Genomic DNA, 13,870 nt, shown 5'->3' on the forward strand with positions numbered 1-13,870 from the left:
AACACTCAATTAAAGAGAGGCCCTGTTATGCGGATGGATAAGCTCACCTCAAAATTTCAAATGGCTCTGGCAGATGCTCAATCGTTAGCATTAGGTCGGGACAGCGGTTTTATTGAACCTGAACATCTTATGAAAGCTTTACTTGATCAACAAGGAGGAAGCTGCAGGCCCCTACTTACAAAAGCGGGTGTGAATTTGTCTCAATTGCGCACCTTAATCGATCAAGCCTTGGACAAACTTCCTAAAGTGACAGGAACAGGGGGAGAGATACATCTATCGAGCGCCCTCGGACGTTTGTTAAACCAGACTGATAAGTTGGCCCAACAACGTAAAGACAGTTTTATTTCAAGCGAATTATTTATTCTTGCAGCACTTAATGAAGAGGGTAGCCTCGGACGCTTACTAAAACAGGCAGGTGCTAATAGTCAAGCTTTGGAAAAAGCCATCAATGACATTCGTGGTGGTGAGTCAGTGAATGATCCTAATGCTGAAGAACAACGTCAAGCATTAGAAAAATATACCATCGATTTAACAGAACGTGCGGAACAAGGAAAACTAGATCCTGTTATTGGTCGTGACGATGAGATTCGCCGTACAATTCAAGTTTTGCAAAGACGTACCAAAAATAACCCTGTTCTCATTGGCGAACCAGGTGTTGGTAAAACAGCCATTGTTGAAGGTTTGGCACAGCGCATTGTAAATGGTGAGGTTCCTGAAGGTTTAAAAAGCAAACGACTACTTTCCTTGGATATGGGAGCTCTTATTGCAGGGGCTAAATTTCGTGGAGAATTTGAGGAGCGTTTAAAAGCAGTCTTAAATGACCTTGCTAAACAAGAAGGACAAATTATTCTTTTCATTGATGAATTACACACTATGGTTGGCGCAGGAAAAGCAGAAGGTGCTATGGATGCAGGTAATATGTTAAAACCATCCCTAGCCCGTGGTGAATTACACTGTATTGGCGCGACAACCCTGGATGAATATCGTCAGTATATTGAAAAAGATGCAGCCCTCGAACGTCGTTTCCAAAAAGTTTTCGTTGATGAGCCTAGTGTAGAAGACACTATTGCCATTTTACGCGGACTTAACGAACGCTATGAAGTGCATCATGGTGTGGATATCACTGACCCAGCTATTGTCGCAGCAGCCACTTTATCTCATCGCTATATCAGCGATAGACAACTTCCTGATAAGGCCATTGATTTAATTGATGAAGCAGCCAGTCAAATTCGTATGGAAATTGACTCCAAACCGGAAAGTCTGGACAAATTGGAAAGACGTTTGATTCAGCTAAAAATTGAAAGAGAAGCACTCAAAAAAGAAAATGATGAAGCGTCTAAAAAACGTTTGGAAGATTTAGAACAACTCATTAACGAGTTGGAAAAAAATTACTCTGATCTTGAAGAAGTCTGGAAAGCGGAAAAAGCTACTCTTCAAGGGGCGACACAAATCAAAGAAGCCCTGGAACAAGCCAAAATAGAGCTGGAAACAGCAAGACGCGCTGGTGATTTAGCCCGCATGTCAGAATTGCAATACGGCCGAATTCCTGAACTTGAAAAACAACTGACTCAAGTTGCAGCAACAGAAGCAAGTGAAACCAAACTGGTACGTAACAAAGTAACAGAAGAAGAAATTGCTGAAGTTGTTTCTAAATGGACTGGCATTCCAGTAGCAAAAATGCTGGAAGGAGAAAAAGAAAAATTGCTTCATATGGAAGAAGCACTTCATAAGCGTGTTATTGGCCAAAATGAGGCGGTCGATGCTGTATCTAATGCCATCCGCCGTTCGCGAGCTGGGTTGTCCGATCCTAAGCGTCCCATTGGTTCCTTCCTGTTTCTTGGGCCAACAGGTGTTGGTAAAACAGAACTTTGCAAAGCCTTGGCAGGCTTTCTCTTTGATACTGAAGAAGCAATGGTACGCATTGATATGTCTGAATTTATGGAAAAACATTCTGTTGCTCGATTAATTGGTGCACCTCCTGGTTATGTCGGCTATGAAGAAGGTGGATATTTAACAGAGGCAATTCGTCGCCGACCCTACTCCGTTATTTTGTTGGACGAGGTTGAAAAAGCCCACAGCGATGTCTTTAACATTCTTCTTCAAGTTTTAGACGATGGTCGTCTGACTGATGGGCAAGGTCGTACTGTCGACTTCCGCAATACAGTTATTGTAATGACTTCAAACCTAGGTTCTTCTCTGATTCATGATATGGGAAGTAAATTAAGTTATGAGCAAATTAAAACAGCAGTAATGGATGTTGTGGGTCAGCATTTCCGCCCCGAATTCATTAACCGTATAGATGATACAGTGGTCTTCCATCCCTTAGGTAAAGATCAAATTGCGGCCATTGCTTCTATTCAAATCGATTTGTTAAAGCAACGATTACAACAACAAAATATTTCGTTAGAAGTTACACCTGATGCCTTGGATCATTTAGCTGCAGCTGGGTTTGATCCTGTTTATGGTGCAAGACCTTTGAAACGGACTATTCAGCAAAAACTTGAGAACCCGTTAGCACAAGCCTTATTAACGGGAAAATTTAAATCTGGCGATATTATCAAAGTCTCCTGGAAAGAAGAGCACTTGCACTTTGGTACGAAATAATAAATTTAAAAGAGCCATATTTTGCATATGGCTCTTGCTTAAAAGATTGTAGCTGTGGTGTCTGCTATTTCTTGTTTTTCTGATTTAATGAATTGATTGACTTGTTGTTTTAGTTCTTTACGCATAAACGTATATCCATTTTCAGCATGCCAACATTTACAATCAATAGAATCAATAATGCTGGTATAATTTTGAAATGCAATTAATCCTAATTTCTTGGCATTATCATCTAACTGGTTGGGGCCTTGAGCTCCAATGCCCTCATTAAGTACGTCTCTTAGACTTGGAGTTCGAACAGGGCAAGACATGGCTAATATATAGGCTCCAAGTAGAGCATATTGACTATTCATTATTAAAGCAGCGTGAACGTAATCTTGAAAGTTGATATACCTTTCTTCAGTTTTTACTGGTGAGACATCCGGCACTATCACTTCTGTTAATACACCCTTTGCAGTTATTTTGTCAGGCAAACTTAATATTAAAATTTCTTTAACCGCCTTATCAACGCCAGGCTGTACGGCATCTAGTAATTCGATAAGATGCTCTTTCGTTAATAAAGGAGTTTTTGATAATTTTGCCATAACCAATATTCCCAATTTGGGAATAGTTGCTAAAGCAGTTTCATCCACTCTCCTGAATGCTGCTGCAGCTGACTGCACAAAACTAATGACCTGTAATTGAATAGTAATTGGACGAGCTTTCACTCTGGCATGGACAATAATTTCCTTAAGCTTTGAAAAAAATTCAGTATCCTCCTGAATATAAGGAAATTGGTCAGCTACTTTTTTCTTCTTATCCGAGGATACATCCTCTTGTTCAAGATAAGCTTTATATGCTTCACAACAGGTAGCAATTGTTTCAGCATCAAGTTTCTGTTTTTCAAATTCAAATTCTTCTTCTAAAATCAGTTTGACACAACTATTGTCAGCACTATAACCAAGGTAGAAAAGAAATTTTGAATTGTATGAAAGTATTATTCGTTGATAGCGATAAAGCACCGCACCTAATAAAATATTTTGCGCATTATTGAGAAGTTGCACAGTTCCTTCTTGAGGCAACTTAGGAAGTAACTGACTAATACATGCCACCTGATCTCGTCTTAAATCAGGTGTGGTATTAACAAAGAAACCTGATTTTTTGCGCACTTTTTCATTATACTTTTCTTCCAAAGAATTTACTTTCTGACGAATTTGTTCATATGTCGGAGGAATATAACGATTTATTAATTCATTAAAAGAATTATGCAACTTAATCGCTTTATTGTGTAAATCTCGATATCTTGGAAGCTCATAACCCATATAATCTCCTTAAAATAGGCTTTTTATCCCTACTTTTGTCATTAATCCTGAAAATAATGTGCCCCAAGATAAACCGGGAGCATTTTTCTGCACATGAAGACTCCCTTGCATATTAGTCGGAAAAATTTGAAATAATTTGTTTGTTTGTTGATACTGTTCTCTTTTTTCGAAAACCCAATTGCAGAAATCATCCAACTCATCCAGGCAAGATCGGTAATAATCGGGTTCAAATTGTTCTAAAGAACTTACTCCAAGATGATCTTGAAATAATTTCAGTAATGGTTTGTTTAGATAGCTTTGCACAAGACTGTCATACTGATACCAGACATAGACATAGATACCGATTAAAACCTGATGTTTTACATTAGAATCAATTGTTCTTCCCGAATGCGTCACACCAGCATAAAAATCAAGACATTCCGCAGTTTGTTGAATTAAATTGGCATCATCAAATAATTGCTGGTTTGCAATTGGAGAAGGAAGACAAGTAAAAAACAAATTTCCGTAAGTGGCGCGTTTGGTTAATGCATGAGTTAATAATGCCGTAAAATTTTTTGCATCGCGTTGCAAATCCTCATACATTGGCATGGTTTTCCTCCCTGCAAGCCCCTCGCCCGCACTAATACAGCGAGCCTGCTACCCAAAGCCATCCTTGGGAACTTTCTTTTTTTATAACAATCTGCCAAAGAATTTGCAATATGTGAATGATTAAATCTTTATTTGTTAAATTTCGAGTCAACCTGAAACACTAGATTTTGATGAATGTTATCAAAACCTCGATTACTCATAACTAAAATTGCATCACCAGGACGCACCTCCTCAATCACAGCATTGACGATAGCATGAGGATTAGGCAGAATCTGGTAAGGACATTGCCAATCTTTGACAACTTTATCCAGACTAAAATGCTCTGGACTCAAAACATAAGCATGATCAACAGCGGATAAGGCTTCTGCCATCGCATCTGCGTGTACGCCAGTTTTCATAGTGTAGGAGGCAAATTCCAAAACTGCCAATATCCGCTTATGTCGACCACTTTGTTTCAAGGCATTGATGGTTTTAGTAATAGCAGTTGGGTGATGAGCAAAATCATCATAGACAGTGACACCGTGACGGTCTGACTTAACTTCTAATCGACGTTTGACTGGTTTAAATTCTGCAAGAGCACGGGCGGCCACTTCAATATCTACACCAGCGTGATAACTTGCAGCAATCGCTGCCAAACCATTTTCAATATTAAATTGTCCAATTAAAGGCCATTTTACATCGATTACTGGCATGCCTTTATGCCAGATGCGAAAAGCTTTTCCACAATCATCAAGTACTTCGGCACGCCAGGTAGCATCCCCATTAAAAGCCAATTCTTCTACTGGAGAAAATACACCCTTTGATATTACCTCATTTAGAGCCGCATCATCCCGAGGTTTAATGACTACACCTTTGCCAGGAATGGTTTTTAAATAGTAATGAAATTGCTGTTGGATAGCTTCAAGGTTCGCATAAATATCTGCATGATCAAACTCGAGATTGTTGAGAATGGCAATTTCAGGTCGGTAGTGCATTAATTTAGGTCGTTTATCAAAAAAAGCACTATCGTACTCATCAGCCTCAATAACAAACCACTCTCCCTCTCCTAGAAAAGCACTGGTATCAAAATTCGGAGCAACCCCACCGATTAAAAATCCAGGGTTAAGACCAGCTTGTTGTAAAATAAATGCCAACATGGAGGTCGTTGTCGTTTTTCCATGAGTCCCTGCAACAGCTAATACACGATAGCGGGGCAGTATATGCTCTGCTAACCATTGAGGACCGGACGTATAATTTTTTCCAGCATTAAGTACTGCTTCAAGAACAGGCATTCCTCTTTTTATAGCATTACCGATGATGACCCAATCCGCCTTTAGGGCCTGGGTACTATCGTCATAGCCTTCTGTCCACTCAATGCCTTTGGCCGTTAACAAGTCACTGACAGGAGGATAGCAATTTGCATCACACCCAGTTACTTTGAAACCTGCCTCACGGGCTAATATAGCCAAGGCACTCATAAAGGTTCCGCTAATCCCCAAAATATGTAAATGCATAATTTTTCTCATCGCCAAAATGAAACCGTTAAAATATTACACGCTAACAAGCCAAAACTTGCTAATACTGAAGTTAAATTATCCACATCCAATGCATATTTATAAACATGTGCTGTCACTAAAAATTGCCACACTGTTAAAATCAATGTCAAAATCAAATAGATAAAGCCTAGGAGTAGAGCAATGCTATGACCCAGTGTCGCTCCAGCCAAAGCTGGGGCAACGATGAGTAAAGGCAAGGCAAAAATATGTACTATAAAATGACATGCTAACAATGACGTGAGGGTTTGCACTAGTCGATTTACTTTACCATTTACCTTTAATAGTAAAAAAGTAAAAATCACATAAACAATGATTAAACTTCCCCCAGCCGCTATTGAACTTGTAATTTCAAATTGTTGCTTCATATCGGCCATAAACCATTGCAATATGATCAACATAAAGAACAAAAAAGCCACAAAAACCAATAAAGGCAGTGAATAAGGTGTATTCGCGGGACTATCCTTAAAGCTAGCAACTTGCCAATACCGTTTTAAAATTGCCTCCCACATGGCCAATCCTATCAATCAATGTATCAAAATTTTTAAACGTTACGCTTTTTTATAATTTTTATCTGTTGCACAACAGGTTGTCGCCAAGGACCAGAAATTTTGTAAGTATATCCACTTATCTTTTGCATCCCTTGGTTAATTAATTTACTTGCTACCCAGGTTGCTATACCTGCTATTGGTCCACCTGCAATAGTTGCCACAACGGGTAGACTCGCAGTGATATGAGGGTTAACTTTCAAATCAAGATCATAATATTGTTTTGCAATATCTAAATTTCCTTTCATGCTGGCGTATGCAACTGGACCATCTATATAGCTATCCTGTGTGGCCATTACGCCTTTGGAAATTGTAAAACTTCCACTAAATTCATCAAAGCTGTAACCATCTTCTGATAAATCACTAAAATCTAATTTAAGACGTCTAGGTATTGTCTGCAAACTTAGAATGCTAAGTAACTTTCCTAAGCCTAACTTTTCTTCAGTTTCTGGACTTAAATTCGTAATTCGACCGTCTTTAAAGCGCATAGCCAGTTGTCCATGAAGTTTAGCCAGGGAAAACTTATAGATTGGGCCACTCCATCCCCCTCTAAATTGCACATCCCCTTTATTAGCCTCTACAACAGGGCTCACTTTCCAATTTTCTAAACTCTTAGCAAGATTGGTGATATGTAAATCAGCTTGTAGTTGAGTAGTATTAATTTTGTCGTTTTCTCGCCAATTACCTCGCGCTGTGAGCTCATAAAACGGTGATTTGATCTTACACGTATTAAGTTCCCACTGGTCTTTTAAAGCGGTGGTTTTTAAGGATACATCGCCAATATTTAATTCACCGACTTGGAATGAAGCCACTCGCAAATTTAGATTTGGCAAATTGGTTGGTTTTAATTTTGAAGCTGATTTGAAATCAACTGGTTTCTCATTATCGAGATGTAGTTTTTCAAATAAGCCAGTTACCGTATTACTTGACGGTTGATAGCGAAGATTTGCAGCGATTTTTTCCTGATTTAAACGAATTTCCCAATTGCCTTTTTCCTGTTTTTTAGCCTTAAACGAAAGATTTTTGTAACTTTGATTAAAGACCTTAGCCAATTCAAGTTTAACATCAATCAGACTTAAAGCATTTGGCATTTCCTGGTTATCAGTTGTCATCTTTTCTTTTACAGCAAGCCACTGCTGTAAATCAAACTCTGGCAAGCTTCCTAAAATTTGTAATCCATGCAGCTGTTCATCATTTGAAGTATCAGTGTTACCTAAAATAATTTTTCCCTTTTGCAAGGCAAAGGCACCCTTAACCCCTGAGAATAACAAATCACTACTGAGACGATTATCGTAATTAAAACGCAACCGAACAGCTTTTTTTGAATTAAAATCTATGTCTATTTTTAAAGGAACCTTACTGTCTTTAGTCTTGCCCAAAGGTGGAGGCAGGTCAATATTTAATCCCTGTAAAGAAGTCTGAATACGTACGTGATCTAAGTCACTGGGTTCATCAGTAATCGTCAATAAACTTTCTAACCATAAAGAACCTTGCATTAGAGAAAATACAGGTAATTTAAATTTGTCGCGTAAGACTGAGATATTGGTTTGACCCTTCACTCTTACTTCCGTAGAAGGCGATGGTCCTTTAACTGATTTGATTAAAATTGTTACTGGATTTCCCAACAGTAACGCCTGAAGATGGCTATCCAAAACGCTGTCTTGATCAAATTGCAACGTCCCGCTTAAATTTTTCAACTCTACGTCGTCTATAGCATGATGTACCTGAACATTATTTTTATTAAAAACAATATCCCCCAAAGCCAGTATGTCATCATTCTCAGGGTAAAGTGGTGCCTCCAATTGTAAATCAACAGCCACAGGTCCCTTCATTTGCAAGATATTGAGAGCCGATAATTTTTTATTAAGGGGCGAAGCACGCACATAGGCTAAGGCTTTTTTAGCATCTGTTTCGGCTTTGGTATGTATCAACAAGGTTTCCCTATCCAAACCTAAATCATTAACACGCAAATTTCCTTTATCCACTTCAATGCCTTGAAGATTGGCATGGACAATATCAGCTTCAAGAGTACGTTTAGTGACATTGAGGTAGGCTTCAATCTCTCGCGTTACAGGCCAGTTGCGTGCAAAAACAAGATCCACTCCAGATAAATAACTTTTAATTGAAAATTCACCAGGCTGTGTATCAAAAGGAAAATCTTTCATATTTCCATTAAGCGTTAATTCACCGGTCATTTTTGCGATATGTTTAATATCATTTTTAAGCCATGCATCAAGCTTTCGTTTTAAGTGTTTGGAGGGTAAATAAGGCATCCACTCTTCAGCATTACTTGCTGAAAACTGCGCTTTTAAACGAACGGGACCCATTGAATCTTTAGAAACTTCATCTGCGACACCTTGAGCGCTAAATAAAAGATTAGAATGGCTTAACACAAGCCTTTCCATACTCACACGCAGACCTTGATCCAATTCTTTCCAATCAAACGCAGCATTGAGTAGAGAAAAGTTAATGGGCGGCTGATTTTGAGGAACAATAACAGCATTCTTGCTATCGAACTCCAAACGCCCCTCAGTGGGTTGCCAATGAATTACACCTGATAAATTTTCCGCCCCAGGGCGACTTTCGCTCGGCAACCACCCTAAATTCACAAAACGTGAAAGGACGTAATCAATCTTCTCATTGTTAACGTATACTTGTGTATCGTGTAGCTCTCCATAAGGCTTCATTGCCAATATAGTATGCATCGATTCAGGCCAAGCAATGGACGTTGAACATAAAGATTGCAACAGTATATTTTTGATGTAGATAAAATAATTTTTCGTAGTTTGTTGATAACGAATTACGAATGAATTTTCTGGCCAGGAAGTACCACTTAAGCGTAAACCAATATGATCACCAGTAAGCTGCCAACTGCCATCATTTTGCGGCGCCCAAGCTAAATTTGCCTTCAACGATTGTATGAGTTGACCTTTTTCAGTGTCCGTGTCTGCCCAGGCCAAATGACTAAAGTTTAATCGACCTTGCGCATTTGTGAGATTTCCTTTATTAAAATCAGCCCAAAGTTGGACATCCCCTTTCCCACCTAGTATTTGAAAGCGGTTTTGAGGCAGGAATTTTTGCCATTGCGCAGGTAATACCTGATGTACTGAAAAGAAAGCATGGCCAGAGGTTTTATTTAAAGCATCAGCATCTAAATACAAATCAGCTAACAACTCAAATTTAGTCGCTGTAGTTTGCTCAAGAAAGGCATTGCCTTTTATGCGATAGTGACCTGAATGATTAGCAATGCTTAAATCAAGGTCATCAAAAGGAATAACTGTGCCGTCTTTGAAAAAAAGATGGGCAGATACATCTTTTAAAATTATTTTTTGCTGATCTAGAATCCACTCCAAAATAGGCTTTAGCGTTTCTGTATCAAAGGCCATATTTTGGCGGTTAGCAATTCCATCAATTTGCCAGCCTTCATCTGTCTGTCGCAAATTTAGATGCAAATCATCAATGAAAAGCACGCCTGGCTGAATTTGCCAATGCCAAAGCGAACTAAAAATATTGATACCTACGAATAATTTTTTTAATTTAAGAACCGCTTTGCTGCCATCTAATACTTCAACTTGATTCAATTTAATTACAGGCTCAAACCAATACCATCCCGTCTCCATGGTGCTAATGGTTACAGGTTCACCAAGCAATGTAGACAAATGATGTTCTACATCGGTTTTATATTGTGTTGCCCACGGGGTTAGTGCACGGAATAGGCTAGAAATAACCGCGGCAGCAATAATTAGGATGGCCAAAGGCATCCAGCATCTTTTGATTAATTTATTCACCGCGTTTTGTTAAAGTTAATAGTTGAATTTTTACTATACCATTGCTTTTGTGCGTACTCATCACTTTCTTTCTGTTCCATTCGTTCTTGTTTCAAATGTTGCTGCTCTTCCAATCGTTCTAACAAGCGCTTAACAGCATCTTGCTCTGATTTTGCCTTCATGTAAATAGTTTCATAATGCGAGCGTTGTTTTGCAAGCTGAGCCAAATGTTGGTTCATTTGACCTAACGCGGTATCCAATTGAGCAATAAAATCAATCCGATTGCGAATACGCCCCACTGTACATCCTGCATCACCTAAATTATGGAGTTGTTCCACATAATCTTGCCGATACCCCAATAATTGATTATGACGTGTCTTTCCTGAAAGAAATTGCTCGCGCGATCGAATTAAGTTATCGATGGCTACTTTCGTAGCTTGTTCCTTAATTGTAAGTAATCGTAATAAACGCTCTTTCCGTGAATTCATTAATTAGCTTCTTTCAATAAGGCTGCCAATTCATCAAGCAACTGCAAACTCGTATTAAAATCTACTTTTTCATCCATATTTTGCACGATATATTCATTAATTTTATCACGAAATTTGATTGCTTTGTCTAATTGTGGGTCGTTCCCCTTCGAGTACGCCCCCAATAAAATTAAATCTTTATTTTTTTCATAGATAGAAAGGTATTTTTTTACTAACAACATTTGTTTGATTTGGGGTTCAGTAGCCACATTTGGCATGACTCGACTAATTGATGCCTCGATATTAATGGCTGGAAATTGGCCAGCCTCAGCGAGTTCTCTGTCCAATACAATATGACCATCAAGAATAGCGCGCGCTGCATCAGCAATAGGATCTTGCTGATCATCACCCTCAGTTAATACCGTATAAAAAGCAGTAATTGAACCACTTCCTGGTTTACCATTACCCGCGCGCTCCACCAATTGAGGTAACTTCGCAAAGACAGACGGTGGGTAACCTTTTGTTGCAGGCGGCTCACCTATAGATAACCCAATCTCACGTTGAGCCTGAGCAAAACGGGTAAGAGAATCCATCAATAGCAAAACATGTTTCCCCTGGTCACGAAAATATTCCGCGATACTGGTGGCTACCATCGCCCCATGTAACCGCATTAAGGGACTTTCGTCAGCGGGTGCTGCGACAACAACTGAGCGACTCAGGCCTTCCTGTCCTAAATTATTCTCAATAAATTCCTTAACTTCTCGACCACGCTCACCAATTAATCCTACAACGACAAGATCAGCGGCGGTAAAACGAGTCATCATACTAAGAAGTACCGATTTACCCACTCCACTACCGGCGAATAACCCTATGCGTTGACCTCGTCCTATAGTAAGTAAACCATTAATTGCTCGAACTCCAACATCCATGGGGGTATCAATAGCAGCCCTCTTAAGAGGGTTAAACGGTTGACTAATTAAGGGATAATTTTCAAATGTTTCTATGCCTTCTTTATCGTCAATAGGGACTCCAGCCCCATTAAGGACTCTGCTTAATAAGTTATACCCCACGCCTACTTGAGCAACTTTTCCGCTAGGAATAATTAGCATACCAGGTCCAACACCTTGTGTATGACCAATAGACATCAGATAAGCATTTTCGTTATCGAATCCTACTACTTCAGCTTCAACTTGCGCAGTTTTGTTGATTTTTACCCAACAGCGAGCACCTACTGCTTGGTGAAAACCACGCGCCTCCAGTGTTAGTCCAACAGCTCGACTCACTCGACCACAGTGGAGTAAGCCTGATTTTGGTTTTAAACGTAAGTTATTTAATGTTTTAATAAGTTGTGATTCATAACATGTCATTGTGAGAATCTTCGCCTTGATTATCTGTTGGACTTGCTTCCATTAATTGTTTTTTAAATATTTCCTGTAAACGCGTTTTTAGACGTCCATCCAGTTCGCTATAATCACTTTTCAAATAGAAATCACCTCTTTCCAATTTTTCATCAGCAACGAGTATATCCTTTAATTCAGCAGCTTCTTGTTCATTAAGCTCGCTGCGCAAATATTGAACATCCATTGGGTTCATTAGTAACTGTTTATCACCTTGCAAAGCAGGTAATTCTTTTTTAATTTCTTCAAGTAGAATTAATATCTTTTCAGGATGGATTGACAATTCTATACCGATACAGGTTTCACATATCCAGGTAATCGTTTGTACCAGCTCATAACTGAGTTTTTTATCAAGGAGAATAACGGGCTTCTTTAGTAAGTTAAACCAGGTTAGTAACTCTTGTCTTTTTGTTTCGAGTTCAAGCGCTGCCTGTTGCATCCCTTCTTGATAACCTTGCTGTCTTGCTTCTTCCCGCAGCCGTTCGCACTCATCTTCAAACTCTTTCTGAGGATCAACTTCAACTATTGGTTCAGGTTCAGGCACTTGTAGTTCCCAAATGTCAAAACTCTCTTTATCCCTCTCTTGGTAGAGAGGTTGAAACTCCTTGTCCACGTGGTCGTCCTCTCATTGAATAATTTGGGGATTGACTACCCCATACACTTTCCCCGATGACTTATCTAAATCATCTCATCGCCACCTTTTGTACCCAAGGCAATCTTTCCTTCTTCGGCGAGGCTTCTTGCGATAGCCAGGATGTCTCTCTGAGCTTTTTCTACTTCACTAACCTTAACTGGACCTTGCATTTCCAAATCGTCTCGTAGCAAATCGGCAGCCCGTTTTGACATATTGCCAAAAATTTTTTCTTTAACCGGTTCAGTCGTCCCTTTAAGCGCTAGCATGAGTTGTTCCGTGGAAATATCTCGTAATAACGTTTGTACACTACGATTATCCATGTCGACCAAGTTTTCAAACACAAACATTTTATCTTTAATTTTATCGCAAAGCTCCGTATCCCATTCTTGAATCCTGTCCAACACATCGGTTTCCACAGAGCCTTCAAGAAAGTTAATCACATCCGCAACACTTTTAATGCCACCAGCAGACGCTGCCTTTCCTACTTTTTGTCCACTAAGCTGCCTTTCGATGACATGGCCCAGTTCTGAAATGGCTTCTGGCTTTACTGTATCAATAGTGCACATACGCAACAAAACCTCTGCTCGCTTCTCCGAGGAGAAATAGCCAACGACCTCTGCGGATTGTTCGCTGTCTAAGTGGATTAAAATAGTTGCAATAATCTGAGGGTGCTCATTACGAATAACATCGGCGATTAAACGTGCATCTAACCATTTAAGACGATTAAGACCACTGTCTTTGTCGGAAACTAAGATTCTGTCGATAAATGGGATTGCATTCTCTTCACCTAAGGCATTTATTAAAATTGTTCTAAGATAATTTTCTGCATCCACCGTTAAACTGGTCTGATCTTCGATGGCATTTAAAAACTCACCCAGTACCCCTTGCATCTTGGCTTTGCTGACACTGCTCATAGTAGAGATAGCCATCCCTACTTTTTGTACTTGTCTCGGTTCAAGATGCTTTAGGACTTCAGCAGCATTTTTCTCACCCATACCTAAAAGCAAAATTGCAGCCCGTTCTATTCCATCCATG

Annotated in this window: 10 protein-coding genes; 1 reads left to right on the forward strand and 9 read right to left on the reverse strand. The window is 39.4% G+C overall.

Annotated features, from left to right (window positions below; all coding sequences use genetic code 11):
- Positions 1-27: 27 nt before the first annotated feature.
- Positions 28-2,604 carry an ATP-dependent chaperone ClpB gene (gene clpB, locus LHA_RS10280; RefSeq protein ID WP_045106465.1) on the forward strand — a complete coding sequence of 859 codons (2,577 nt, stop codon included), beginning with the start codon at positions 28-30 and terminating at the stop codon, positions 2,602-2,604.
- Between the two features lie 38 nt (positions 2,605-2,642).
- On the opposite strand, the gene LHA_RS10285 is transcribed toward clpB, so the two are convergent.
- From LHA_RS10285 to fliG, 9 genes are all read right to left on the reverse strand, one after another.
- Entirely contained in the window at positions 2,643-3,902 is a 1,260-nt protein-coding gene (locus tag LHA_RS10285; protein WP_045106466.1) for a hypothetical protein, read from the reverse strand.
- A gap of 9 nt (positions 3,903-3,911) precedes the next feature.
- Positions 3,912-4,490, reverse strand: a complete 579-nt coding sequence (locus tag LHA_RS10290) for a hypothetical protein (RefSeq protein WP_045106467.1) — start codon at positions 4,488-4,490, stop codon at positions 3,912-3,914.
- 128 nt (positions 4,491-4,618) lie between these two features.
- On the reverse strand, positions 4,619-5,983 hold the full coding sequence (gene mpl, locus LHA_RS10295) for a UDP-N-acetylmuramate:L-alanyl-gamma-D-glutamyl-meso-diaminopimelate ligase (RefSeq protein WP_045106468.1): 1,365 nt from the start codon (positions 5,981-5,983) through the stop codon (positions 4,619-4,621).
- Positions 5,984-5,991: 8 nt separating this feature from the next.
- On the reverse strand, positions 5,992-6,534 hold the full coding sequence (locus LHA_RS10300; protein WP_045106469.1) for a hypothetical protein: 543 nt from the start codon (positions 6,532-6,534) through the stop codon (positions 5,992-5,994).
- A gap of 32 nt (positions 6,535-6,566) precedes the next feature.
- A complete protein-coding gene (locus LHA_RS10305; protein WP_256597158.1) occupies positions 6,567-10,358 on the reverse strand; it encodes a YhdP family protein in 3,792 nt (1,263 codons plus the stop codon).
- On the reverse strand, positions 10,355-10,825 hold the full coding sequence (fliJ, locus tag LHA_RS10310; protein WP_045106471.1) for a flagellar export protein FliJ: 471 nt from the start codon (positions 10,823-10,825) through the stop codon (positions 10,355-10,357). Before fliJ ends, LHA_RS10305 begins: the two co-directional genes overlap by 4 nt.
- Positions 10,825-12,171 (reverse strand): flagellar protein export ATPase FliI, encoded by a 1,347-nt coding sequence (fliI, locus tag LHA_RS10315; RefSeq protein ID WP_045106472.1) that lies wholly within the window; start codon positions 12,169-12,171, stop codon positions 10,825-10,827. Before fliI ends, fliJ begins: the two co-directional genes overlap by 1 nt.
- Complete coding sequence (locus tag LHA_RS10320) at positions 12,158-12,814, reverse strand: FliH/SctL family protein (RefSeq protein WP_045106473.1); 657 nt, start codon at positions 12,812-12,814, stop codon at positions 12,158-12,160. The genes fliI and LHA_RS10320 overlap by 14 nt, the downstream gene beginning before the upstream one ends.
- A gap of 65 nt (positions 12,815-12,879) precedes the next feature.
- On the reverse strand, positions 12,880-13,869 hold the full coding sequence (gene fliG, locus LHA_RS10325; protein ID WP_045106474.1) for a flagellar motor switch protein FliG: 990 nt from the start codon (positions 13,867-13,869) through the stop codon (positions 12,880-12,882).
- Between the last annotated feature and the right edge of the window lies 1 nt (position 13,870).

Source organism: Legionella hackeliae (genome assembly GCF_000953655.1).
In the GTDB taxonomy this organism is placed as follows: Bacteria; Pseudomonadota; Gammaproteobacteria; order Legionellales; family Legionellaceae; genus Tatlockia; species Tatlockia hackeliae.

What these genes read in the sequence shown, in the direction of transcription:
- clpB (WP_045106465.1), top strand. Translation starts at nt 28, where the DNA reads ATGCGGATGGATAAGCTCACCTCAAAATTTCAAATGGCTCTGGCAGAT.
- LHA_RS10285 (WP_045106466.1), bottom strand. Translation starts at nt 3,902, where the DNA reads ATGGGTTATGAGCTTCCAAGATATCGAGATTTACACAATAAAGCGATT.
- LHA_RS10290 (WP_045106467.1), bottom strand. Translation starts at nt 4,490, where the DNA reads ATGCCAATGTATGAGGATTTGCAACGCGATGCAAAAAATTTTACGGCA.
- mpl (WP_045106468.1), bottom strand. Translation starts at nt 5,983, where the DNA reads ATGCATTTACATATTTTGGGGATTAGCGGAACCTTTATGAGTGCCTTG.
- LHA_RS10300 (WP_045106469.1), bottom strand. Translation starts at nt 6,534, where the DNA reads ATGTGGGAGGCAATTTTAAAACGGTATTGGCAAGTTGCTAGCTTTAAG.
- fliJ (WP_045106471.1), bottom strand. Translation starts at nt 10,825, where the DNA reads ATGAATTCACGGAAAGAGCGTTTATTACGATTACTTACAATTAAGGAA.
- fliI (WP_045106472.1), bottom strand. Translation starts at nt 12,171, where the DNA reads ATGACATGTTATGAATCACAACTTATTAAAACATTAAATAACTTACGT.
- fliG (WP_045106474.1), bottom strand. Translation starts at nt 13,869, where the DNA reads ATGGATGGAATAGAACGGGCTGCAATTTTGCTTTTAGGTATGGGTGAG.